The organism is Gluconobacter sp. Dm-62, assembly GCF_018256155.1.
In the GTDB taxonomy this organism is placed as follows: domain Bacteria; phylum Pseudomonadota; class Alphaproteobacteria; order Acetobacterales; family Acetobacteraceae; genus Gluconobacter.
Genome location: NZ_JAERLY010000001.1, coordinates 131,560 through 153,149, shown reverse-complemented (window position 1 = coordinate 153,149; position 21,590 = coordinate 131,560). Strand labels below are relative to the sequence as shown.

Sequence of the window (21,590 nt, the reverse complement as noted above, 5' to 3'; positions counted from 1 at the left end):
CAAGCGCAAGTCTTAATCGTCGCGATGGACCTTTTCCATGCGCTCGTGGCGCTCCTGCGCATCGATGGACAGGGTTGCAATCGGGCGCGCTTCGAGCCGCTTCAGCCCGATTGGTTCCCCTGTCTCTTCGCAGAAACCGTAGCTTCCGTCGTCGATACGTTCGAGGGCCATGTTGATTTTGGTGATCAGCTTGCGTGCCCTGTCCCGGGTCCGCAGCTCGAAGGCCCGGTCGGTTTCGACGCTCGCGCGGTCGGTGATGTCTGATTCATGGATTCCACCTTCCGAGAGACTCGCAAGCGTTCCATCCGCTTCCTTGAGCAGATCGAGACGCCAGCGCAGAAGTTTCTGCCTGAAATACTCCACCTGAAGCGGGTTCATGAACTCTTCGTTGTCGGAGGGCCTATAATCCGGCGGCAGCGTAATCATGCGCATCCAATCCCTGGCTGATCTGCCAACGTCCGCTTCCAACAGCCGCAGGCGGTAACGCGCGGCTTATAGCTACCCCAGCGCGATCCGCCAACCCCGAACACGCTTTCTCTGTTTAGCGGAAAGCGCGGAAATCTGCGTCTTTGTTAGGGGTTTCTTTACCCCATGCGGCCATCCTCAACACCTGAGCCCCCCAGACCTGTCTCGCAGGCATCAGGATACCCCTCGTCGACCATGCGCTTTATAACGCGACCTTCGTCTTTCTTCCGCTCTCTGATGCAGCGACTGACTGTATTCGTTTGCGTCGGACTGCTCCTTTTGCCTGGTTTTACCTTGGCTGCCAGTGTCCGCATCAAGGACATCACAGACATGGAAGGTGTACGGAGCAACCAGTTGATTGGGTATGGTCTCGTAGTAGGTCTGAATGGTACGGGCGATCGGCTGACCAATACGATTTTTACCCGCGAAACGCTGATTTCCATGTTGAACCGACTGGGCGTGAATATCCGCGACCAGGAAACGCAGCTTCAGACGCATGACGTTGCCGCTGTTATGGTGACAGCCGATCTTCCGGCTTTTGCTCATGGTGGTAACCGAATCGACGTCACAGTCTCGGCGGCGGGCGACGCTTCGTCTCTGACAGGTGGTACGTTACTCGTCACCCCACTGATGGCTGCTGATGGGGAAGTCTATGCCGTGGCCCAGGGGTCTTTGGCCACGAATGCGTTCTCAGCCCGCGGAGCAGCGGCCTCTATCACCAGAAACGTGCCAACCAGTGGTCATATTGCCAATGGTGGCATTGTGGAGCGCGAAGTACCCTTTGACCTCAGTCACCGTGCGAACCTCCACCTGAGTCTGAGAAATCCAGATTTCACGACGGCGAGTCGCATTGCAGCCATCATCAACCGCACTTTCGGACCAATTGCGATTGTTCAGGACCCACGAACGGTCCTGCTGGACCTGAGCAATCATGATCCTGTTTCCACACTCTCTCGGATTGGTGATCTGCTGGTGACGCCCGATACGCCTGCCAAGGTAGTGGTGGACGAAGCCAGTGGCACCATCATCATGGGTGCGGAAGTCCGGATCAGCACGGTTGCTGTGGCGCAGGGTAATCTGACGGTGCAGGTGACTGAAACGCCGGAGGTCTCCCAACCAGGGCCATTTTCTGGCGGCCAGACGGCTGTTGTGCCCCGCACCAACGTCAAGGTGGATACGGGCAAGACACACCATCTGGCCGTTGTGCCTGGCGGCACAACGCTCAGGGAGCTTGTTTCGGGACTGAATGCCCTAGGTGTGGGGCCAAGAGACATGATCAGCATTCTGCAGGCCATCAAGGCTGATGGCGCCCTGCAGGCAGAACTGGAGATGCGTTGATGACAGTATCCTCGCCCACCGCCTCTGCATCACAAGGTCTGCCGTTACACGGGCAGAAGGCAGATCCTGGCAAGACACTGAAATCGGCTCAGGATTTCGAGTCGATGGCTATCAACCAGATGCTTCAGCCGATGTTCGCTACGGATGACAGCAGCGACAACATGTTCAGCGGCGGGGCAGGGGAAAAGCAGTTCCGGCCTATGCTGGTGGAACAGATTGCCAAGCAGATGGAAAATAACGGCGGTATCGGAATGACTGACGCGATTGATCGTCAGATGCTGGCCATGCAGGAGCAGAAATGAGCGCTTCCATTATTCCAGCCATGCAGCGGCTGATCGCCATTCTTGAAGCGGAAAATTCAGCGCTGGAGGAAGCGCGGATCCCTGATGCTCTGGCTCTCCTTGCCGACAAGCAGGATGCTGCCAAGACGCTGGAAGACGAAGTTTCTGCGGCAAATGATCGCAGGGAAGATCTCTGCCCTTGTCGCCCGGAGGACGAGGAAAACAAGGCACAGGAAGGTTCAGCGGCTTTCCCTTACCGCGATCTTCTGGAGCAGATGACAGAGCTGGGCAATCGCAATGGTGAGCTTCTGCAAAGGGCGATTACCGCGCAAAAGCGTGTCATCGAGTTGCTGACATCAACGCCTGCGACGTCTCAGCCGCAGAACTATGGTCATCAGGGTAGTTATGCTCCTGCTGCCGACAGGCAGGCCCTGTTCGTTAGCAAGGCCTGAGTTTCCAGATCAGTCCTCGGCGAGAACCTGTCGGCTGACCTTGACCCTTCCGACGCGTCGGCGATCCATTTCCAGGACCTCGAACAGCCACCCCCCGAACGCCACCTTGTCGCCTCGGGCCGGAACGCGCCGCAGAAGCGCGAGCATTACACCGCCAAGGGTATGATAGCCCCCGGCCCCCGGCAGTTCCGGCAGGTCGAGGCGGGAGCGCAGTTCGTCCGCGGGCATGAAGCCGTCAAACATATATTCGTCTTCACCTTCAGCAGCTTGAAGTTCCGAAGACGACGACTCCGTTTTTTCCTCACCGACAATGGCCTCGAATACGTCTGACGGGGTCACGATGCCCTCAAATGAGCCGTATTCGTCCAAAACGAAGGTGATGCCCAGATTAACGCCGCGCATGCGCTCAATCATATCCTGGGCGCTGAGACTATCCGGGATGACCGGAGGCTCGCGCAGGACCGCATCCACGGAAACTGGAAGCTTCAGCAGCAGCCGGTCCATGATGTCCTTGGCCAGAATGACACCTACAGGGTGATCGACATCGCCTTCGCAAACGACAATCCGGGCATAGGAAGACTGGCGCAGTTTGCGGACCAGTGTTTCCTGATCCGCATGTCTATCGATCCAGAAAAGCTCATTACGCGGGGTCATGATGGCGCGGACAGGGCGGTCTGCCAGACGCAGCAGGCGCTCGATCATGGCCTGTTCATCGGTTTCGAGAACGCCTGCGCGGGCACCTTCGGCCAGAACGGCCTTCAGTTCCTCTTCGGTTACGGCGGCACGGGTCAGTGGACCGACACGCAGCAGGCGCAGTACCAGTGAGGACGTGCCACTGAGCAGCCAGACAATCGGCTGTGCAACCCTTGCCACACCGACCAGAAGCCACGCCAGCCGTGAGGCAATGGCTTCAGGTTGCTGCAATGCGATCTGCTTGGGGATGAGCTCCCCAAAAACCAGCATGGTGAAGGTAATCATGGCCACGACGAGCACGATCGAAACTTCGCTCGCAAACGGACGAAGGGCTGGAATGTTGGCAATCCAGGCCGTGACGGTGCTTTCCATCTGGCTGCCGCCAAACGTACCTTCAAGGATCGAAACCAGCGTCATGCCGACCTGGACGGTCGGCAGGAAGCTGTGCGGATCTTCTGCCAGCCGGATTGCAGTCGTGGCGCCCCGAACTCCCTGCTTGGCCAGAACCTCCAGCCGTGGCCGCTTCGCCGAGATGAGAGCCATTTCTCCCATGGCAAACACGGCATTGAGGAAAATGAGCAGGCAGATAACAAGAATAGGGGTCAGCATGATCCGGCCGAAATAATGAAGACTTCAATCATAACAGGACGATGGGCCGATGCCATGCCCTTCATTCTGTCCCGGTATAGGAAAGGCCTTTTCCCATAAAAAAACCGGCTCATGAGGAGCCGGTTTTTTAAAGCGAATGAGAAGAAGTGCCTCTCAGTCTGCCGCGTCTGCTGCGTCCGAAACAGTGTTGGCTGCCGGACGGCCATTCACGCGAACGCGCGGACCGCGGGCTGGCTTGGCACCCGTGGAGATGCGCTCCATCTGCTGCTGGACCTGCGCTTCATAGCCGTATTCGGCAGGGCGCTGGTTGGCGAGCGAGATTTCCGGAACCATCGGCTTTTCGGTTTCAGGTCCGAACAGAGCGACCTTCGCGATGTGCCAAGGGCGTGCGACGGCATCCATGACGGCGGTGGACTCGTAACCGGAATGCACCATGCAGTCAGCGCATTTCTCGTAAGCGCCAGTGCCGTACTGCTCCCAGGCCGTGTCGTCCATCAACTCCTTGAAGGTCTTGGCATAGCCTTCGCCGAGCAGATAGCACGGACGCTGCCAGCCAAAGACCGTGCGAAGCGGCTTGCCCCAGGGCGTGCAGTGGTAGTTCTCGTTGCCGGCCAGGAAGTTCAGGAACAGCGGAGACTGCGTGAAGCGCCACTTCTTGCCTTTTCCGAGGCGGAAGACATCGCGGAAAAGCTGCTTTGTCTTCTGGCGGTTCAGGAAGTGCTCCTGATCCGGGGCGCGCTCATAGGCATAACCGGGAGCCGTCATGATGCCGTCAACGCCCAAGGCCATGACTTCATCAAAGAAAGCTGCGAGGCGCTCCGGAACAGTCCCGTCAAAGACGGTGCAGTTGATGGAGACGCGGAAGCCGCGGGATTTTGCAAGACGGATGGCGGCCACGGCACGGTCGAACACGCCGTCCTGACATACCGAAGCGTCATGCATCACCTGATCGCCATCAAGATGCACGTCCCAGGAGAAGAACGGGGAGGGCTCGTAATCGTCGAGCTTCTTCTCTAGCAGCAGGCCGTTCGTGCACAGGTAAACGTATTTTTTTCGCCCGATCAAACCTTTGACGATCTGGGGCATTTCCTTGTGCAGGAGGGGCTCACCACCGGCAATCGCAATGACAGGGGCACCGGCTTCCGTGTCGGCATCCAGGCATTCCTGAAGGCTGAGACGCTGGTTCAGGATCTGCGCAGGGTAGTCGATCTTGCCACAACCGGCGCACGCCAGATTGCAGCGGAACAGCGGTTCGAGCATCAGGACCAGCGGATAGCGCTTGCGGCCCGTGAGGTGCTGCTTGACAACGTACCGTCCGACTCGGACAGCCTGCATCAAAGGAACGGCCATTATAATCCTCTGGTTCTAGCCTCCGGAGAGTGCACCCATAGGGCGCCCGGGGCCTTGCACATCGTGGATGGCCCGTGGCTGTCTTCCCTATCCCCACTTCAGAAAGTCGGGAAACATGAAGGACCATCGAGCATTAGATTGACTGCCTATAGACCCATTGTCGTGTTCGCCTCAATGTCAGGCTGCATAATTCGCGTCAGCCCTGTGGCTAATCGAGCACAGATGGATCTATGGATGCCAGAACCTGATACAGGGAACTTGATACAGTGTGTCATGAACCTGATCTCTATGCCCAGAACTGCCTACAGGACGAAAGCACGATCATGATTTGCCGTTTTTCCCCGAAAGTGACGCTGTCCCTTCTTTCTGCCTGCCTTCTGGCGGGGCCTGTCGCCATGGCGACACTCTCGCCCGTGGCCTTGGCCCAGACGGTGGGCACGGAGACGGCGCCGGCAGATGCGAGTTCGGCCGTTGCGCCTATCTCGGCCCTGTATGATGCTCTGAAAGCGGCTCAGAAGACCGGAAAAACCGCCCAGCAGCGTGCGACGATGATTGCCCCAGCCGTAGATCGTGCCTTCGATCTGGAAGCGATTCTCCGTCGCTCGGTTGGCGTGCGCTATAACAGCCTGAGCCCGTCCGACCGCACCCGTCTGCTGGGGTCTTTCCGCCAGTTCACGATTGCCCGCTACGCCTCTTCGTTTAAGCCCGAAGCTCAGGCCGCCTTTACGGTCGCCCCGCAGACGCGCTCCAACCCGACTGGTGGTCAAATCGTCGATACGACGATCGGTGGCATGGACGGCGGTGATGTCACGCCGATCGACTACATCATGACGAATGGTGCGTCCGGATGGCGGATCACGGACGTTCTGCTCAATGCCCATATCAGTCAGGTCGCGGCCCAGCGTGCCGATTTCGGTGGTGCTCTGAGTCAGGGGGGTGCCAGCGGTCTGGCCGATCATCTGGACAGCAAGACAGCCCATTTCCTGCATGACTGACTCCAGCCCCGCGACGTCAGCCTTTTCCAAAAGCGTTCGGGAAGGGTAGAAGACCGTCGTGCCCTTACCTCTTACGATCGCGGCGGCTTTCTGCGCCCTTGTCTCAGCCGCCGGCAATCTGCAGGCGCTGGCGGGCGCTACTCTGCTTGCGCGCTTCCGCCAGTCGGAGCGCCGGGCCGATGCAGCTCTGCGTTTTTCAGACCGCACCTGGCCGTCAGTGACGGTTCTCAAACCACTGCACGGTAACGAGCCGCTGCTGGAAGATGCGCTGGAAAGCGTGTTCACACAGGATTATCCAGATTTCCAGATCGTCTTCGGCGTGCAGGACGCTGAAGATACTGCTCTGGCAGTCATTGAAAGACTCCGGTCGCGGCATCCTCATGTTCCAGTCAGCATCGTGATCGATCCGCAGGAACATGGCCCGAACCGCAAGGTCGGAAATCTGATGAACATGTACGGGGAAGTCCGTCATGACATTATCGTGATCTCCGACTCGGATATTCATGCCAGCCCCAACTATCTGCGTCACGTCGTGACGAGTCTGGAGGAGCAGGGGACCGGTCTGGTCACGACGCTCTATGCCGGGCGCCCGGCGGCCGGAACGCTCGTGCAGCAGCTCGGCGCCTGCCAGATCAATCATAATTTCCTGCCTGGCGTCATGATGTCCCGCTTTCTGGGGCGTCAGGACTGTCTGGGCGCGACGATGGCCCTGCGTCGGCAGACCCTTGAGGAAATCGGTGGCCTTGAGGCGCTGGTCGATCACGTGGCGGATGATGCCGAACTGGGTCAGCTGATCCGGACGCGGGGCGAGAACATCGTCATCGCGCCGACCCTGACCCATACGACCGTGGGCGAGCATTCGCTCAGTGACCTGCTGGCCCATGAGCTGCGCTGGGGGCGGACCGTCAAGAACGTCGCTCCCGTCGGTTATGGGTTGTCCTCCATCCAGCTTCCCCTGTTCTGGGCGGTTACGGCCGTGCTGTTCCGTCCGAATGCCTGGTGGACCTGGTTCATGCTGCTTCTGACATGGCTGGTCCGTGCCATTGGCAGTCGCATCACGGACCGTGCCACGGACTGTCCGCTCCCTGCCGCAATCCCGCTTCTGGTCGTCCGCGACTGGCTGTCTGCTGCCATTATGGTGGGCAGCGCGCGTGGATCACGCGTTGCATGGCGGGGCAGAACGGTCCATATCGCCCGAAGAAAACGTAATTCCGCGTCCTGCGCCCCCTCGCTCCAGGCCGGCGCCACCCACAGGAGTGTCCGATCATGATGAGAACCCTTTTTCTCCAGCCTCCTTCCTTTGACGGTTTCGATGGTGGCGCTGGCTCCCGCTACCAGGCGAAGCGCGAAATCAAGTCCTTCTGGTTTCCGACATGGCTGGCTCAGCCGGCTGCTCTGGTGCCCGGATCGCGTCTGATCGACGCACCGCCGGCCAGAATGGGCATGGACCCGATCCTTGAGGACGTGAAGAACCGCGACCTCGTCATCATCCATACCTCCACGCCGTCTTTCGCATCGGATGTCCGCGTGGCGCAGATGATCAAGGACGCCAATCCGAAGATCATGATCGGCATGGTCGGCGCGAAGGTTGCCGTTCAGCCGACCGAGAGCATGGAGAAGGGCAGCCCGATCGATTTCGTGGCCCGCAACGAGTTCGATTTCACCATCAAGGAAATCGCCGAAGGCAAGCCGCTCGCGGAAGTGGACGGTATCACCTGGCGCAACGAGAAGGGTGAGATCATCGCGAACAAGGATCGCGCGATGATCGAGGACATGGACAGCCTTCCGTTCGTGACGGAAGTCTACAAGCGTGACCTCAACATCAACGACTACTTCATCGGCTATCTGAAGCACCCGTACATCTCGATCTATACGGGCCGTGGCTGCAAGTCGCGCTGCACGTTCTGTCTGTGGCCGCAGACGGTTGGTGGCCATCGCTACCGGACCCGTAGCCCCGAGCATGTGGCGGCAGAAGTGCGTCTGGCCAAGCAGTACTTCCCGGACGTGCAGGAATTCATGTTCGATGATGACACCTTCACGGACGACCTGCCGCGCGCCGAGGCCATTGCCCGCGAAATGGGCAAACTCGGCGTCACATGGTCCTGCAATGCCAAGGCGAATGTTCCCTATGAGACCCTGAAGGTTCTCAAGGAAAACGGCCTGCGCCTGCTGCTGGTCGGTTACGAAAGCGGTAACCAGCAGATCCTTCACAACATCAAGAAGGGCATGCTGGTCGAGACGGCCAAGGAATTTACGCGCAACTGCCACAAGCTGGGTATCAAGATCCATGGAACCTTCATCGTCGGCCTCCCGGGCGAGACGAAGGAGACCATCCAGGAGACGATCCAGTTCGCCAAGGAAATCAACCCGCACACCCTGCAGGTCTCCCTGGCCGCGCCGTATCCCGGCACGTTCCTGCACAAGCAGGCCACGGAAAACGGCTGGCTGAACGAGGCGGAAGCCGAGCTGATCGATGAGAGCGGTGTGCAGATTGCACCGCTGCATTATCCGCACCTGTCGCACACGGAAATCTTCGAGAGCGTCGAAGAGTTCTATCGCAAGTTCTATTTCCGCGGCTCCAAGATCGCCTCGATCGTCAACGAGATGGTCCGCAGCCCGCAGATGATGAAGCGCCGTCTGCGCGAGGGCGTGGAATTCTTCCAGTTCCTCAAGGACCGTCACGCCGCCTGAATGGCGCGCGCCTGACCAGACAGTATCCAGGGGTCATGGCATCTGTGTCATGGCCCCTTTTTTGTGAGACGTGCCATGACATCCAGCCCCCTTCGCCGCGCCATTGTGTCCGCCGATGATTTCGGCATGAGCCTTGAAGTCAACGAGGCCATCGAACAGGCCCATCGCAACGGCATCCTTTCCACGGCCAGCCTGATGGTCGCAGGCGATGCCGCCGAAGACGCCATCCGCCGTGCGAAAACCATGCCGGATCTGAAAATCGGACTGCATGTCGTGGCGATCGAGGGCAAGTCCGTTCTTGATCTTCCGGCCATCACGGATGAGCAGGGCTGGTTCGGGCGTAACCAGCTGCGTCTGGGCGTGGAATATTTCTTCAGCCCGCAGGCGCGCAATGCCCTGCGCCGCGAAATCGAAGCCCAGTTCCGGGCCTTCGCCGCTACCGGGCTGACGCTCGATCATGCCAACGCCCACAAGCACATGCATCTGCACCCGACCGTGGGGCGCTTCCTGATCGAGTCCGGTCTGGAGCATGGATTGCAGGCGGTGCGCTCGCCCTTCGAGCCGCCGGAGCCTGTTGAGGCCAATGACACGCTGGGAGACCGTGCCCTGCGTCACTGGATCGGCGTCCTGCGCCACCAGATCCGCAAAGCGGGGCTAAAAACCAATGACTGGTGCTTTGGTCTGCGCTGGTCCGGTCATATGACGCCGGACCATATCCGCGGTCTTGTTCCACGCCTGCCGCCGGGTGTGAGCGAAATCTATTTCCACCCCGCCACGGCCCAGAACGCCATGATGCAGCGCTTCATGCCGGGCTATGAGCAGAAAGGCGAGCTTGCCGCCCTTCTGGACCCGGCTGTGCGGGCGTCCTTTGACCGGTACGGCGTGTCCCGCATCGGGTGGGCGGATCTCTGAAGGGGAGGTGAAAAACCTCCCCTTGCGTTCTGACTGGCCTCAGGCCGTCAGCGTGAACGCTTCGGTCGGGCGGGCGCCGTAACGGGTAATGATCTCACCAGCAGCCTGATTGCCCAGCTTCGCGCAGGTCACGAGGTCATGCTTCTTGCTCAGACCGGCCAGGAAGCCCGCTGCGAACGCATCGCCCGCGCCCGTGGTGTCCACGACCTGCACTTCGGTTGTCGGCACGTCATGGCGCTCTCCGTCGCCAATGACGACCGCACCCTTCTCGCCGCGCGTGATGACGGCCAGCTTCGTCTCGGCGGAGACCTGCGTGACGGCCTCTTCGAAATCCGTGACTTCGTACAGCGCCAGAAGTTCGGCCTCGTTGGCGAACAGGATGTCCACATGACCAGCCACGAGCTCGTGGAAGGCAGCGCGGTGACGTTCCACGCAGAACGTGTCGGACAGCGTCAGGGCGACCTGACGGCCAGCCTTGCGGGCCAGACGGGCTGCATGCTCGAACGCTTCCTGGGCCTGCGGCTTGTCGTACAGATAGCCTTCCAGATAGGTGATGGCGGCGTCGGCCACGACGGATTCATTCACGTCCTCGGGCGTGAACTCCGTGCAGGCGCCGAGATAGGTGAACATCGTGCGCTGGCCTTCCGGCGTCACCAGAACGATGCAGCGCGCCGTGGGCGTGCCATCGGCGGCCGGAAGCGGCTCGGACGGGAAGGTGATACCCTGTTCGCGGATGTCGCGCGTGAAGTGGTCGCCAGCTTCATCAGCCGTGACCTTGCCGAGATAGGCCACCTTAGCGCCCATACGGGCCGCCACGACGGCCGTGTTTGCGCCGGACCCACCGCCGGTCACGTTTTCGATATCAACGCGGCTTTCGATGGCATGCGCCGTAGGAGCGTCAATCAGGGTCATGCTCCCGGCAGAAGCGCCAAGCCCGTCGATCAGATCCTGGCCCACAGGGGCGAGGACGTCGACGATGGCATTGCCGATACACAGAAGGTCATGCTGGGGTGCAGACATTGGAACTCCGGTCAGGTCGCTTAAAACTTCGGAAAAAAACATTTAACGGGCAGAGCGCGCCATTAAATCAACACGATCATAGGTCCCCTCTGGGTTCACGCCAACTCCCGGTCCATCCGACGCCATTTTCATCCGTGACCATTCGTCACATTTATGGAAATGCGCGTCTTGTCCCGCCGGGTGGTCAGCGTGTAGCGTTGTCGAAAGACCGGCCCCGAGTTGTTCCGCCTGCGAGTGCTCTGTCCTCGTGGCGGATCGTGAGGGAGACGTCCGAGACAGAGAGTGTTCTTTTCCAGATCCGCAGCGGGGTTTCCTTGTTCAGAAGACGCAAACCGGAAGATGACTCCAAGCCTGTCGAGAACGGCAAACTTGCAGGTCAGCCCATTTTCCCCAACCGGCCGGACGCTTCCAGCCAGACGGCTCCCGCGTCAGGATCCGGATCTCCCTCCAGTCCCCAGCCTGCCCAGCAGCCCAACCAGCAGAAGGACCTCGCTCCCATGGGTCGTACCCCTTTTCCGGCGCCGCCGTCTTCCAATTCTCCGACGGGCGCAATGCCGGCAGGGGCACCGCGCCCCGGTGTGGCCGCCGTTCCAGGCGCCCCGCGCCAGACCGGCCCTGAGCGCCGTACGCTCGTCGTAGGCCGCGGCATCAGCGTCCAGGGTTCGGTTCAGGACGCCGAGCGTCTCGTCGTTGAAGGCACCGTCGAGTCCAGCATGATCCAGGCGACCGAGCTTCAGGTCACGCATGGCGGTGTTTTCCGCGGTGGCGTTGAAGTCGAGGACGCGGAACTGGCTGGCACGATCGACGGCACACTGACCGTCAATGGCAGCCTGACGATCCGCTCCACCGGCCGTCTGATCGGCAAGGTCAAGTGCCGTCGCCTGCAGGTCGAGGACGGTGGCCAGATCACGGGTCAGCTCGAAATGATCACGGATGGCGCATCGGCCCGCCCGCTCGCTAGCGAAGCCGCCAAGGCTGAGCCTGCCGCCGGTGAAGGCGCCAGCGAAGCACCCTGATCCGTCTTCCGGACCAGCAGAAAGGCCCGTTCCCATCTGGGGCGGGCTTTTTTGTGTCTGGTTCATTGGTAAAGGCGGCAGAGCATCACACAGGACCGCCCCGACAGGAGAACTCCCTATTATGACATCCCGTCTGCTTTCCACGCTCGCTGTGGCGCTTCTGTGCGTTCCGCTGGCTGCGTCTGCCCAGGGCCTGTTTGGCCAGAACGTCTCGAGCTCAAGCACGCATGACATGCCAGCGACCTGCGATAATGCCCGGTTTCTTGCGGACCAGCAGGGGCTGGAACAGAGCGGCCCCACCCGCATCGACCTCCCCGAGCATCTGTGCGGACAGGTCCTGGCCATATCGCCCAGAGCCAAGCGGACCCGCAGCGGCTGGCACGGCTATTTCTACGTTTCGGTCGGGCAGGGTGTCTCCATCCGGATCGTCTCCGATCTGGATGAAATGAATGCCCCGCAATGGCCTTGGGTCAACAAGGGCGATCAGGTCGAGGTGCAGGGCCGGTACTATTACGACAGCCTGCGCCGTCAGGGCGTGGACTGGACCCATCACGGCACGAGCCGCAAATGGCGCTGGTCCGGCTATGTCGTCGTGAACGGCACCCGATACCAGTAATAAAAAAGGCCCGCAGAGACGCTGTCTCTCCGGGCCTTTCCTTTTGAAGCCGGGCTTCAGCTGGTCGCTTCGTCTTTCTTCGAAGCGCCGTCCTCGCCCTTGGCGTTGTCCTTGCCTTCGATGATATCGAAGTCGAGTGCGCCATTCTTCATACCGATCCGCACGGCACCACCCTGCGCCAGCCGCCCGAAGAGCAGCTCTTCCGCCAGTGGCTTCTTGATGTGCTCCTGAATGACACGCCCCAGAGGACGCGCACCATACAGGCGGTCATATCCACGCTCGGCCAGCCATTCCTTGGCACTCGAGGAGATCTCGATCGTGACATGGCGGTCGGCAAGCTGAGCCTCAAGCTGAAGCACGAACTTCTCGACCACACGGCCCACGGTTTCCGGCGTCAGGTTGGCGAACGGAATGATCGCATCCAGACGGTTGCGGAATTCCGGCGTGAACAGGCGCTTGATAGCCTCCTCATCCTCACCGCTGCGCACGGTACGACCGAACCCGATCGTTTCCTTGGACAGGTCCGCAGCTCCGGCATTCGTGGTCATGATCAGGATCACGTTGCGGAAATCAACGACCTTGCCGTTGTGATCCGTCAGGCGACCATGATCCATGACCTGAAGCAGGACATTGAACAGGTCCGGATGGGCCTTCTCGATTTCGTCCAGCAGCAGGACCGCATGCGGATGCTGGTCGATAGCATCCGTCAGCAGGCCGCCCTGATCGAACCCGACATAACCCGGAGGCGCACCGATCAGACGGGAGATCGAATGACGCTCCATGTATTCGGACATGTCGAAGCGGATCAGCTCGATCCCGAGCGAGTTCGAAAGCTGCTTGGCGACTTCCGTCTTGCCGACACCTGTGGGGCCGGAGAACAGATAGTTGCCGATCGGCTTTTCCGCGTCGCGCAGTCCGGCGCGGGACAGCTTGATGGCCGCAGCCAGCGCGTCGATCGCCTTGTCCTGTCCGAAGACCATGTTCCGCAGATCCCGCTCCAGATGGCGCAGGGTCTCGCGGTCATCGGCCGAGACGCTCTTGGGCGGGATGCGGGCAATCTTGGCGATGGCCTCTTCCACGTCCTTCAGCGTCACCGTCTTGCGGCGCTTGTTCTCGGGCACGAGCATCCGTGCTGCACCGACTTCGTCGATCACGTCGATCGCTTTGTCTGGCAGCTTGCGGTCATGAACATACTTGGCCGCCAGTTCGACAGCGCCCCGCAGGGCTTCGTCGGTGTAACGGACCTTGTGATGCTTCTCGTAGCTGCCTTTCAGGCCGCGCAGGATCTTGATGGCATCTTCGATCGAAGGCTCCGGCACGTCGATCTTCTGGAACCGGCGGACGAGTGCCCGATCCTTCTCGAAATGCTGGCGGAACTCCTTGTAGGTCGTGGATCCGATGCAGCGCAGCGTACCAGCAGCCAGAGCAGGCTTGAGCAGGTTGGACGCATCCATCGCCCCGCCAGACGTCGCACCTGCGCCAATCACGGTATGGATCTCGTCGATGAACAGGATGGCGCCAGGGGTCTGGTCCATTTCCGTTACGACGGCCTTCAGCCGCTCTTCGAAATCGCCGCGATACCGCGTGCCGGCCAGAAGCGAGCCCATGTCGAGCGAGTAGATCGTGCCGTTCAGCAGAACTTCCGGCACGTCGCCTTCCACGATCCGTTTGGCCAGACCTTCGGCAATCGCCGTCTTGCCTACGCCCGGATCGCCCACATAAAGCGGGTTGTTCTTGGTGCGGCGGCACAGGATCTGGATGGTGCGCTCGATTTCCTGATCGCGGCCGATGAGCGGATCGATCCGCCCTTCACGCGCACGCTCGTTCAGATCGACGCAATAGGTCGCGAGCGCGCCCTCCTTGGCCGCTTCCTTGCGCTCCTCACGCTCGGACGTGTCCTTGGACGCCGCAGCCGGACGGCGCCCGGTCCCACGGTCGGGAGCCTTGGCGATGCCGTGCGAGATGAAATTGACCGCATCGAGTCGCGTCATGTCCTGCAGCTGCAGGAAATAGACGGCGTGGCTCTCGCGCTCGGCAAACAGGGCCACAAGCACGTTCGCGCCCGTAACTTCGTCGCGACCCGTGCTCTGGACGTGAATCGCCGCGCGCTGGATCACGCGCTGAAAAGCCGCGGTCGGCTTGGGCTCCGTCGGGCGTTCTGCAGCGAGGCCCGCTAGATCCTTGTCCAGGAAATCCGTCAGGTCGGAACGCAGCTTGTCGAGATCGATGCCACAGGCCCGGAAGACCGTCAGTGCATCGTCGTCTTCTGTCAGCGCGAGCAGAAGATGTTCGAGGGTTGCATATTCGTGACGCCGGTCACCTGCGAATGTCAGGGCGCGGTGGAGCGTCTGTTCGAGCGTACGGGACAGCATGTGATGGCGCTCCTCTCGACCTCTCGTAGGAAAGGTATCTTGTCGCGGAGTAACGTGTAACGCCAGTCAGAAACGCAGAGGGAAACAAGAAATTATCCTGCGCCCGGGCTTTTCTGCCTGTCAGACGGGTCAGTCTTTCTCGATCGTGCACTGAAGGGGGTGCTGGTTCTGGCGCGCCAGATCCATCACCTGTGTCACCTTGCTTTCGGCCACTTCATACGTGAACACGCCGCAGATGCCGACGCCGCGCTGGTGAACCTGAAGCATAATGGACGTCGCTTCATCCCGGGTTTTGGCAAAGAAACGCTCCAGAACATGCACCACGAACTCCATGGGCGTGTAGTCGTCATTGAGCATCAGAACCTTGTACATGGAGGGTTTGCGCGTCCGGGTCCGGGGTCGCACAACCACACTGATTTCAAGATCCTGATCCCCGTCTCCCCGGTCAGGCCCATGAGGCGGAATGGAGTCGGGAGACTCCGGCCCCATACGAGAGGCAAGTCGCATGGAAGCGACAGCGGAAAGGCCGTTTCGGTAGGGGGGAAGATCGTAAGAAGACATGACGGGTATGATATGGTGCGAATTTCGATCTTGAGAAGGGCTGTGAGCCTCTGAAATGAGGTTTTTATGCGCCATTTGCCACGATGTTGCCGCGTTTGGTGTTTGCTTACGAAAAATTAAGGTGAGTCCTTCAAAGCTGGTGGACGGGAAGTTTTCAATGCGCCTAGAGTATCTGTAATGCAGGTGGCTCCAGAGCCCGAAAATCCTTCCCGCGACGATGTTCCGTTCAGAGGCTGTCAGACAAATGCGTTTCCCGTTCCAGAAAGCTTTTCTGTTGTGCGCCATGACAGCCATGGGTCTGGGATCGGCGAAAGCCCAATATGCCGGACATGTCTCGAGTTTTGTGATGGATGCCCGCACGGGCGCTGTCCTTTCGGCGACGGATGCCGAATTACAGCGCTATCCGGCATCCCTGACCAAGCTCATGACGCTCTATCTGACGTTCCGTGCGCTTGAGGCGCATCAGATCACGCTGGACGAGCAGGTTCCGGTCTCCATCCATGCCTCCATTCAGGCTCCGTCCAAGCTTGGCCTCGTTCCGGGAACGAAGCTGACGGTGGAGCAGGGCGTTTTGGGACTCGTCACCAAATCTGCCAATGACGCCGCCTGTGCCCTTGGTGAGTTTCTCGGCGGCGGGGATGAAGTACGCTTTGCCCAGCTCATGACCCAGCAGGCCCGTGCTCTGGGCATGACGAACACGACCTTCCGCAATGCTTCCGGCCTGCCAGATCCCGATCAGGTGACGACGGCTCACGATCTGGCTCTGCTGTCACAGCATCTGATCGCGGATTTTCCGCAGTATTATCACTATTTCAATGTGCCTTCGTTCTACTTCCATCGCCGTGTGGTCCCGAATCATGATCCGATGCTGAAGATCTATGCGGGCGCGGATGGTCTCAAGACCGGCTATACCGATCTGGCAGGCCACAACCTCATCACTTCCGCTCAGCGCGGGAATGTACGCCTGATCGGCGTGGTCATGGGCTCCTCAAGCAATGCGCGCCGTTCCATGGAAATGGTGGCACTGCTCGACAAGGGATTTGCGGATGAGGGCGTAGCACCTCAGCCGCTGCTCCATCCGGCTGCACCCTCCGGTGTCCTGATGGCGTCGGCCCGTCGTCGTGGGCGTTTCAATCATGGTTTCCTGCTGGCGTCATCGCGCCCCATGGAAGTTGCCGATGCGCCGACGTCCCCGCGCCGTTATGGCCGGATTCCCCACCATGGCGCGTCCGTGCGTATGGTCAGCGTGCGGCATGTCGTGGCTCACAAAAAGCGTTCCCGGCACAGCTGATTCTGAAAATCTGACCTGCCGCCTTGCGATCCAGCCCGGACAGACGCATTTTGTTCGGACTTTTTGAAGATTAAAGGATCGGGCAGCAGATATGGACAAGGCACGGGGTATCGTTCTCTACGATCAGGACGATTTCAAACATCTGCATCGCGTCGGTCGTCTGACGGCGGAAGCGCTGGACATGATCACCCCCCATGTGCAGCCCGGTGTCACCACGGAAGAGCTTAATCAGCTTATCCATGATTTTACGATCGCTCATGGCGCCACGCCAGCCCCGCTGAACTATCGTGGCTACCCGAAATCCTGCTGCATCTCGATCAATCATGTCGTGTGCCACGGCATTCCGGGCTCCAAGAAGCTGTCCAACGGTGACATCGTCAATATCGACGTAACTTCTATTCTGGGCGGCTGGTACGGTGATAGCTCGCGCATGTATGCCGTGGGCAAGGTTCCCAAAAAGGCCGAAAAGCTGGTTGATGTAACTTACGATGCTCTGATGCTGGGCATTGCGCAGGTCCGTCCTGGCAACACGCTTGGCGATATCGGTCATGCCATTCAGGAATATGCGGAAGCCAACCGTTTCTCCATCGTGCAGGATTTCTGCGGACATGGCATCGGTCGGGACTTTCATGCCGAGCCGAACGTTCTGCATTACGGCAGGCCGGGGGAGGGCGTGAAGCTCGTTGAAGGTATGGTCTTCACGATCGAGCCCATGCTGAATATTGGCCGTCCGGACGTGAAGATCCTCGATGACGGCTGGACAGCCGTCACCCGCGACCGCACCCTGTCGGCCCAGTTTGAGCATCAGGTCGGCGTGACGGCCGATGGCTGCGAAATTTTTACCCTGTCCCCCAAAGGCTATACCAAGCCGCCCTACGGAGAGACTGCATGAGAGCGTTCCCGCTTTTCCTCGCCACAGCCCTGATCAGCGGCACGACATTTGCCAATGCGGCGTCCCAAGCGCTTAGCTCCGCCCATGATCCGCTGGCTTTCGGTCCGGATCATGTGAGCGCAGGGATGCTAGCCTCGGGTCGCCACGGTATGGTGGTCTCGGCGCAGCATCTCGCCTCGGACGCAGGTGCGAAAATCCTCGCGCAGGGAGGTAACGCCGTTGATGCGGCTGTGGCCGTTGGATATGCGCTGGCCGTGGTCTATCCCGCCGCGGGCAATATTGGCGGTGGCGGGTTCATGACCTTGCGTCTGAAGACCGGTCAGACGGTTTTCATTGATTTCCGCGAGCATGCACCCGGCGCAGCAACAGCAACAATGTATCAGGACGCCTCGGGCAAGGTCATTCCGGGTCTGTCCACAGAGGGCTGGAAAGCTGTTGCCATCCCCGGCACGGTCGCGGGTCTGGACTCTATCCTGCAGAAATGGGGCCGCCTGCCGCGCGCCAAGGTCATGGCGCCTGCCATTGCATTGGCCCGTGACGGTTTCATCCTGAATCAGGGCGATGCGGATCTGTTGCACACTTCCACTCGCTATTTCCAGAATGATCGGTATGCCCGTGTATTCTATCTGCGCCCCGATGGTACGCCGCTTCAGGCCGGTGACCGTCTGGTGCAGAAGGATCTGGCCAACTCCCTCGAGCTGGTCGTGAAGGATGGTCCCAAAGCCTTCTATGAAGGTCCGATCGCAAAGGAAATCGTGCGCGCCAGCACGGAAGGCGGCGGCCTGCTCCAGCCTGCCGATTTCACGTCCTATCATATCCGGCATCTCGAACCGATCCGCTGCACGTATCGCGGCTATACGATCGATACCGCGCCCCCGCCGAGCGGTGGCGGCGTTGCGCTTTGCGAAATCCTGAACATCCTGTCCGGCTATGACATGCATGCGCTTGGCCTGCACACGGCGCCTTCCGTGCAGCGTGAAATCGAGGCTATGCGCCACGCCTATTCGGACCGCCGTGACCTGGGCGATCCGGATTTCGTGCACAATCCCGTCGAGCACCTGATCGACCCGGCCTATGCCTATCAGATCCGTCAGGGCATCCCGACCGATCGCGCCCTGTCGTCCAGCACGCTCAGGGCGGGGGAGCCGCTTCCCGCTCCCGTGGCGCAGGCTGCACCTGACACGCAGGAAAAGCACGAGACGACGCAGTTCTCCGTTCTTGATCATGATGGCATGGCCGTTTCCGCGACCTATACCCTCAATGGCTGGTTCGGTGCGGGCGTGATGGGTGGCCATACCGGTATCTGGATGAATGACGAGATGGACGATTTTTCGTCCAAGCCGGGCGCGCCCAACATGTTTGGCATTGTAGGCTCCGAAGCGAATGCGATCGCGCCGGGCAAGACGCCCCTGTCCTCGATGTCCCCGTCCATCGTCTCGCGTGATGGCAAGACAGTCATGGTGATCGGTAGTCCGGGTGGTTCGCGGATTCCGACCATCACGCTGTCCGTTATTCTTGGTGTGATCGATTACGGGCTGGATATCCGTCAGGCCGTGGATCTGCCGCGAATCCACGAGCAGTGGGAGCCTTCGGCCGTCGAACTGGAACCCGGTGCGCTGTCGGACGAGACCATGCAGACCCTCAAGGCCGAAGGTTATGCCCTGTCGCCGCATCGCCCGTGGGGTGTGGCCGAAGGCATTCTTGCGGACCACCCGAGCCTGTCTGCGGCAAAGACCGGTCTGATCTATGGGGCGGCTGATCCGCGGCACATGGGCGGGGCGGCTGTCGGAGAATAAGACGGGATAATGAGGGCGCACTCTGATGATTGGGGGTTGTCAGACACCCCTCTTTCCGTGTTAGGAGAGCGCCGGGAGGTCGGCTTTGGACGGATACCTTGCCAACCCGGTCAGGTCCGGAAGGAAGCAGCCGCAGTGAGTTTTATCCGGGTTGAATGTCCGGCCTCCTACCTCACACAGATCACCAGGAAGATTTCCGGACGCGCCGGCTTACTGAACGCAGCGTCCCGACCGTTACTACACGGTCGCATCCTCCGTGCTGAGGGTCAGACATTTCCATGACTGATGAAAACGACGATCTTCCCCTGCCGCCCGAAAGTGGCGGTGGATTTTTCGGGGAAGCTACGGCAGCAGAAACTCCAGCTCCAACGGCTGCCGAGGCCACGCCCTATCGCGTTCTGGCCCGCAAATACCGTCCACAGACTTTCGATGACCTGATCGGTCAGGATTCGCTCGTCCGCATCCTGCGCCGCGCCTTTGAACTCAAGCGTGTGGCGCATGCCTTCATGCTGACCGGCGTGCGTGGTGTCGGCAAGACGACCACGGCCCGCATCATTGCCCGCGCCCTGAACTGTGTCGGCCCGGATGGCAATGGCGGCCCGACCGCCGATCCTTGTGGCGTCTGCCCCAACTGCACCGCCATTCTCGCGGATCGTCATCCCGACGTTCTGGAAATGGATGCCGCTTCCCGTACCGGCGTGGACGATGTGCGCGAAATCATCGAAGCCACCCGTTTTCGCCCCATGCAAGCGCGCATGAAGGTCTTCATCATCGATGAAGTCCACATGCTCTCGCGCAACGCCTTCAACGCGCTGCTCAAGACACTGGAAGAGCCGCCGCCACAGGTCACGTTCATTTTCGCCACGACCGAGCTGCGCAAGGTTCCGGTTACGGTCCTGTCGCGCTGCCAGCGTTTCGATCTGCGCCGCGTTCCGCAGTCCCTTCTGGCCGGGCATTTCCACAATATTGCGGTCAAGGAAGGGGCAAGCCTTTCCGAAGACGCGCTTGCGCTCATCGCCCGCGCGGCCGATGGCTCCGTGCGTGACGGGCTGTCGCTGCTCGATCAGGCCATTGCCCAGGGCGCCAGCGACGCCGATGCCGTGGCTGACATGCTCGGTCTGGCGGATCGTGGGCTGGTTTTCGATCTGCTGGACGCTCTGATGGCCGGCAAGCCTGCGGAGGCGCTGGACCTGACCGATCAGGCCTATGCCCGTGGGGCCGATCTTGGTGTGCTTCTGGCGGATCTGCTGGATCTGCTGCACCTGATTTCGCGTCTTAAGGCCATTCCGTCTCTGCGGGAAGGTCGGGATCTGCCGGAAGCCGAGCGTACGCGTGGCGGCGTTCTGGCCGATCGGCTGTCCAATGCCGTTCTGGGGCGCGCCTGGCAGATCCTGCTCAAAGGTGTGCACGAAGTCGAGACCGCTCCGGACCGCCGTCAGGCCGCCGAAATGGTGCTGATCCGTCTGTGTCATGCCAGCCTGCTGCCCACGCCGGACCGTCTGATTCGCCAGTTGACCGAAGGGGGGCAGGATCTGTCGCTTCCGGCGGGTCCATCTGGCTCAACGGGGGGCGGCGCGTCTTCCAGTGCTTCGGGGTCGGTTAGCGGCATCGCGTCCAGCAGTGTCAGTGAGACTTCAGGTGGTCCTGCGCCACGCGCGCATGTTCGGCTGGTGGCCAACGGGGGCGAGATCATCGAACCCGGCATTGGCTATGCCGAAGCGCTTCCGGAACCAGAGCCTGAACCCGAGCTTCCGCCGCCGCGCACCTGGCGTGAAATGGTGGCGATGGTGGCGCGTGAGCGCGAACCCGTTTTGCATGGCCTGCTGCGCAATGCCGTTCATCTCGTGCGCTTCTCACCGCCCGACGTGCAGATCCGGGCCGAGGAACCACAGGCGCGCATCGAACGCCAGCTTCAGAAACTGCTGGACCGCGTCTATCCCGGCCAGTGGCGCGTCAGTGCGTCCACGGCTCCGGGCGAGCCGACGCTGGACGAGCAGGGCGCCGAAGTCGTGGCGATCAATCAGGCTTCGGTGGAGCAGCACCCCTTGGTGCAGGCCATCCTGAAAGCCTTTCCCGGTGCGAAAATCGGGGATGTGCAGGATCACTCCCTTGATGAATATGGTCTGCCGCCCGAAATCACAGTTCCGCTGACCGATGACGAGCCTCCCGATCTGGAATTTGCGCCCCTGGATGCCGATTCCCTTGAAGAAGACGACCTGAACCTCAACTGATTAGGACGA

19 protein-coding genes and 1 other RNA gene are annotated in these 21,590 nt (G+C 60.4%); 14 read left to right on the top strand and 6 right to left on the bottom strand.

What is annotated here, in order from left to right; translation table 11 throughout:
- Nucleotides 1–12: 12 nt before the first annotated feature.
- On the bottom strand, nt 13–426 hold the full coding sequence (gene dksA, locus JK202_RS00590; RefSeq protein WP_041112617.1) for an RNA polymerase-binding protein DksA: 414 nt from the start codon (nt 424–426) through the stop codon (nt 13–15).
- 276 nt (nt 427–702) lie between these two features.
- Between dksA and JK202_RS00585 the strand changes: the two genes are divergently transcribed.
- The 3 genes from JK202_RS00585 to JK202_RS00575 are packed head-to-tail and all read left to right on the top strand — an operon-like array spanning nt 703 to nt 2,536.
- Nucleotides 703–1,803, top strand: a complete 1,101-nt coding sequence (locus tag JK202_RS00585; RefSeq protein ID WP_211557040.1) for a flagellar basal body P-ring protein FlgI — start codon at nt 703–705, stop codon at nt 1,801–1,803.
- Nucleotides 1,803–2,105, top strand: a complete 303-nt coding sequence (locus JK202_RS00580; protein WP_211557039.1) for a rod-binding protein — start codon at nt 1,803–1,805, stop codon at nt 2,103–2,105. Before JK202_RS00585 ends, JK202_RS00580 begins: the two co-directional genes overlap by 1 nt.
- A complete protein-coding gene (locus JK202_RS00575) occupies nt 2,102–2,536 on the top strand; it encodes a flagellar protein FlgN (protein WP_211557037.1) in 435 nt (144 codons plus the stop codon). Before JK202_RS00580 ends, JK202_RS00575 begins: the two co-directional genes overlap by 4 nt.
- 9 nt (nt 2,537–2,545) lie before the next feature.
- On the opposite strand, the gene JK202_RS00570 is transcribed toward JK202_RS00575, so the two are convergent.
- Both JK202_RS00570 and hpnH read right to left on the bottom strand, forming a co-directional pair.
- Nucleotides 2,546–3,838: a hemolysin family protein gene (locus tag JK202_RS00570; RefSeq protein WP_211557035.1), complete on the bottom strand. Its 1,293-nt coding sequence runs from the start codon at nt 3,836–3,838 to the stop codon at nt 2,546–2,548.
- A gap of 153 nt (nt 3,839–3,991) precedes the next feature.
- Entirely contained in the window at nt 3,992–5,188 is a 1,197-nt protein-coding gene (hpnH, locus tag JK202_RS00565; RefSeq protein ID WP_211557034.1) for an adenosyl-hopene transferase HpnH, read from the bottom strand.
- Between the two features lie 323 nt (nt 5,189–5,511).
- Here hpnH and JK202_RS00560 point away from each other — a divergent pair, with 323 nt between their 5' ends.
- The 4 genes from JK202_RS00560 (at nt 5,512) to hpnK (ending at nt 9,786) form a co-directional block, all read left to right on the top strand.
- The gene (locus JK202_RS00560; protein WP_211557416.1) at nt 5,512–6,183 is read left to right on the top strand and encodes an ABC transporter substrate-binding protein; all 672 of its coding nucleotides are present in this window, start codon (nt 5,512–5,514) and stop codon (nt 6,181–6,183) included.
- A gap of 58 nt (nt 6,184–6,241) precedes the next feature.
- A complete protein-coding gene (hpnI, locus tag JK202_RS00555; protein WP_211557033.1) occupies nt 6,242–7,453 on the top strand; it encodes a bacteriohopanetetrol glucosamine biosynthesis glycosyltransferase HpnI in 1,212 nt (403 codons plus the stop codon).
- Nucleotides 7,450–8,874, top strand: a complete 1,425-nt coding sequence (gene hpnJ, locus JK202_RS00550) for a hopanoid biosynthesis associated radical SAM protein HpnJ (RefSeq protein ID WP_211557025.1) — start codon at nt 7,450–7,452, stop codon at nt 8,872–8,874. The genes hpnI and hpnJ overlap by 4 nt, the downstream gene beginning before the upstream one ends.
- Before the next feature lie 75 nt (nt 8,875–8,949).
- Complete coding sequence (gene hpnK / locus JK202_RS00545; RefSeq protein ID WP_211557019.1) at nt 8,950–9,786, top strand: hopanoid biosynthesis-associated protein HpnK; 837 nt, start codon at nt 8,950–8,952, stop codon at nt 9,784–9,786.
- Between the two features lie 39 nt (nt 9,787–9,825).
- On the opposite strand, the gene JK202_RS00540 is transcribed toward hpnK, so the two are convergent.
- Nucleotides 9,826–10,806 (bottom strand): adenosine kinase, encoded by a 981-nt coding sequence (locus tag JK202_RS00540; RefSeq protein ID WP_211557016.1) that lies wholly within the window; start codon nt 10,804–10,806, stop codon nt 9,826–9,828.
- A gap of 314 nt (nt 10,807–11,120) precedes the next feature.
- Here JK202_RS00540 and JK202_RS00535 point away from each other — a divergent pair, with 314 nt between their 5' ends.
- Complete coding sequence (locus tag JK202_RS00535) at nt 11,121–11,822, top strand: polymer-forming cytoskeletal protein (RefSeq protein WP_249199525.1); 702 nt, start codon at nt 11,121–11,123, stop codon at nt 11,820–11,822.
- Between the two features lie 121 nt (nt 11,823–11,943).
- A complete protein-coding gene (locus tag JK202_RS00530) occupies nt 11,944–12,438 on the top strand; it encodes a DUF3465 domain-containing protein (RefSeq protein ID WP_211557014.1) in 495 nt (164 codons plus the stop codon).
- Nucleotides 12,439–12,494: 56 nt separating this feature from the next.
- On the opposite strand, the gene clpA is transcribed toward JK202_RS00530, so the two are convergent.
- The gene (gene clpA / locus JK202_RS00525; RefSeq protein WP_211557012.1) at nt 12,495–14,810 is read right to left on the bottom strand and encodes an ATP-dependent Clp protease ATP-binding subunit ClpA; all 2,316 of its coding nucleotides are present in this window, start codon (nt 14,808–14,810) and stop codon (nt 12,495–12,497) included.
- A gap of 129 nt (nt 14,811–14,939) precedes the next feature.
- The gene (gene clpS / locus JK202_RS00520) at nt 14,940–15,371 is read right to left on the bottom strand and encodes an ATP-dependent Clp protease adapter ClpS (RefSeq protein ID WP_211557010.1); all 432 of its coding nucleotides are present in this window, start codon (nt 15,369–15,371) and stop codon (nt 14,940–14,942) included.
- 244 nt (nt 15,372–15,615) lie between these two features.
- On the opposite strand from clpS, the gene JK202_RS00515 reads away from it, so the two are divergent.
- The 5 genes from JK202_RS00515 (at nt 15,616) to JK202_RS00495 (ending at nt 21,581) form a co-directional block, all read left to right on the top strand.
- Nucleotides 15,616–16,662, top strand: coding sequence for a D-alanyl-D-alanine carboxypeptidase family protein (locus JK202_RS00515; protein WP_211557009.1), 1,047 nt, complete (start codon nt 15,616–15,618; stop codon nt 16,660–16,662).
- Nucleotides 16,663–16,753: 91 nt separating this feature from the next.
- Complete coding sequence (map, locus tag JK202_RS00510) at nt 16,754–17,554, top strand: type I methionyl aminopeptidase (protein ID WP_211557007.1); 801 nt, start codon at nt 16,754–16,756, stop codon at nt 17,552–17,554.
- Nucleotides 17,551–19,350: a gamma-glutamyltransferase gene (ggt, locus tag JK202_RS00505; protein WP_211557005.1), complete on the top strand. Its 1,800-nt coding sequence runs from the start codon at nt 17,551–17,553 to the stop codon at nt 19,348–19,350. The genes map and ggt overlap by 4 nt, the downstream gene beginning before the upstream one ends.
- 74 nt (nt 19,351–19,424) lie before the next feature.
- Nucleotides 19,425–19,521, top strand: an RNA gene (ffs, locus tag JK202_RS00500) — signal recognition particle sRNA small type.
- A gap of 107 nt (nt 19,522–19,628) precedes the next feature.
- The gene (locus JK202_RS00495) at nt 19,629–21,581 is read left to right on the top strand and encodes a DNA polymerase III subunit gamma/tau (protein WP_211557003.1); all 1,953 of its coding nucleotides are present in this window, start codon (nt 19,629–19,631) and stop codon (nt 21,579–21,581) included.
- Nucleotides 21,582–21,590 lie beyond the last annotated feature (9 nt).

Coding starts and splice junctions, on each gene's coding strand:
- dksA (WP_041112617.1), bottom strand. CDS start 426: ATGATTACGCTGCCGCCGGATTATAGGCCCTCCGACAACGAAGAGTTC.
- JK202_RS00585 (WP_211557040.1), top strand. CDS start 703: ATGCAGCGACTGACTGTATTCGTTTGCGTCGGACTGCTCCTTTTGCCT.
- JK202_RS00580 (WP_211557039.1), top strand. CDS start 1,803: ATGACAGTATCCTCGCCCACCGCCTCTGCATCACAAGGTCTGCCGTTA.
- JK202_RS00575 (WP_211557037.1), top strand. CDS start 2,102: ATGAGCGCTTCCATTATTCCAGCCATGCAGCGGCTGATCGCCATTCTT.
- JK202_RS00570 (WP_211557035.1), bottom strand. CDS start 3,838: ATGCTGACCCCTATTCTTGTTATCTGCCTGCTCATTTTCCTCAATGCC.
- hpnH (WP_211557034.1), bottom strand. CDS start 5,188: ATGGCCGTTCCTTTGATGCAGGCTGTCCGAGTCGGACGGTACGTTGTC.
- JK202_RS00560 (WP_211557416.1), top strand. CDS start 5,512: ATGATTTGCCGTTTTTCCCCGAAAGTGACGCTGTCCCTTCTTTCTGCC.
- hpnJ (WP_211557025.1), top strand. CDS start 7,450: ATGATGAGAACCCTTTTTCTCCAGCCTCCTTCCTTTGACGGTTTCGAT.
- hpnK (WP_211557019.1), top strand. CDS start 8,950: ATGACATCCAGCCCCCTTCGCCGCGCCATTGTGTCCGCCGATGATTTC.
- JK202_RS00540 (WP_211557016.1), bottom strand. CDS start 10,806: ATGTCTGCACCCCAGCATGACCTTCTGTGTATCGGCAATGCCATCGTC.
- JK202_RS00530 (WP_211557014.1), top strand. CDS start 11,944: ATGACATCCCGTCTGCTTTCCACGCTCGCTGTGGCGCTTCTGTGCGTT.
- clpA (WP_211557012.1), bottom strand. CDS start 14,810: ATGCTGTCCCGTACGCTCGAACAGACGCTCCACCGCGCCCTGACATTC.
- clpS (WP_211557010.1), bottom strand. CDS start 15,371: ATGTCTTCTTACGATCTTCCCCCCTACCGAAACGGCCTTTCCGCTGTC.
- JK202_RS00515 (WP_211557009.1), top strand. CDS start 15,616: ATGCGTTTCCCGTTCCAGAAAGCTTTTCTGTTGTGCGCCATGACAGCC.
- map (WP_211557007.1), top strand. CDS start 16,754: ATGGACAAGGCACGGGGTATCGTTCTCTACGATCAGGACGATTTCAAA.
- ggt (WP_211557005.1), top strand. CDS start 17,551: ATGAGAGCGTTCCCGCTTTTCCTCGCCACAGCCCTGATCAGCGGCACG.
- JK202_RS00495 (WP_211557003.1), top strand. CDS start 19,629: ATGACTGATGAAAACGACGATCTTCCCCTGCCGCCCGAAAGTGGCGGT.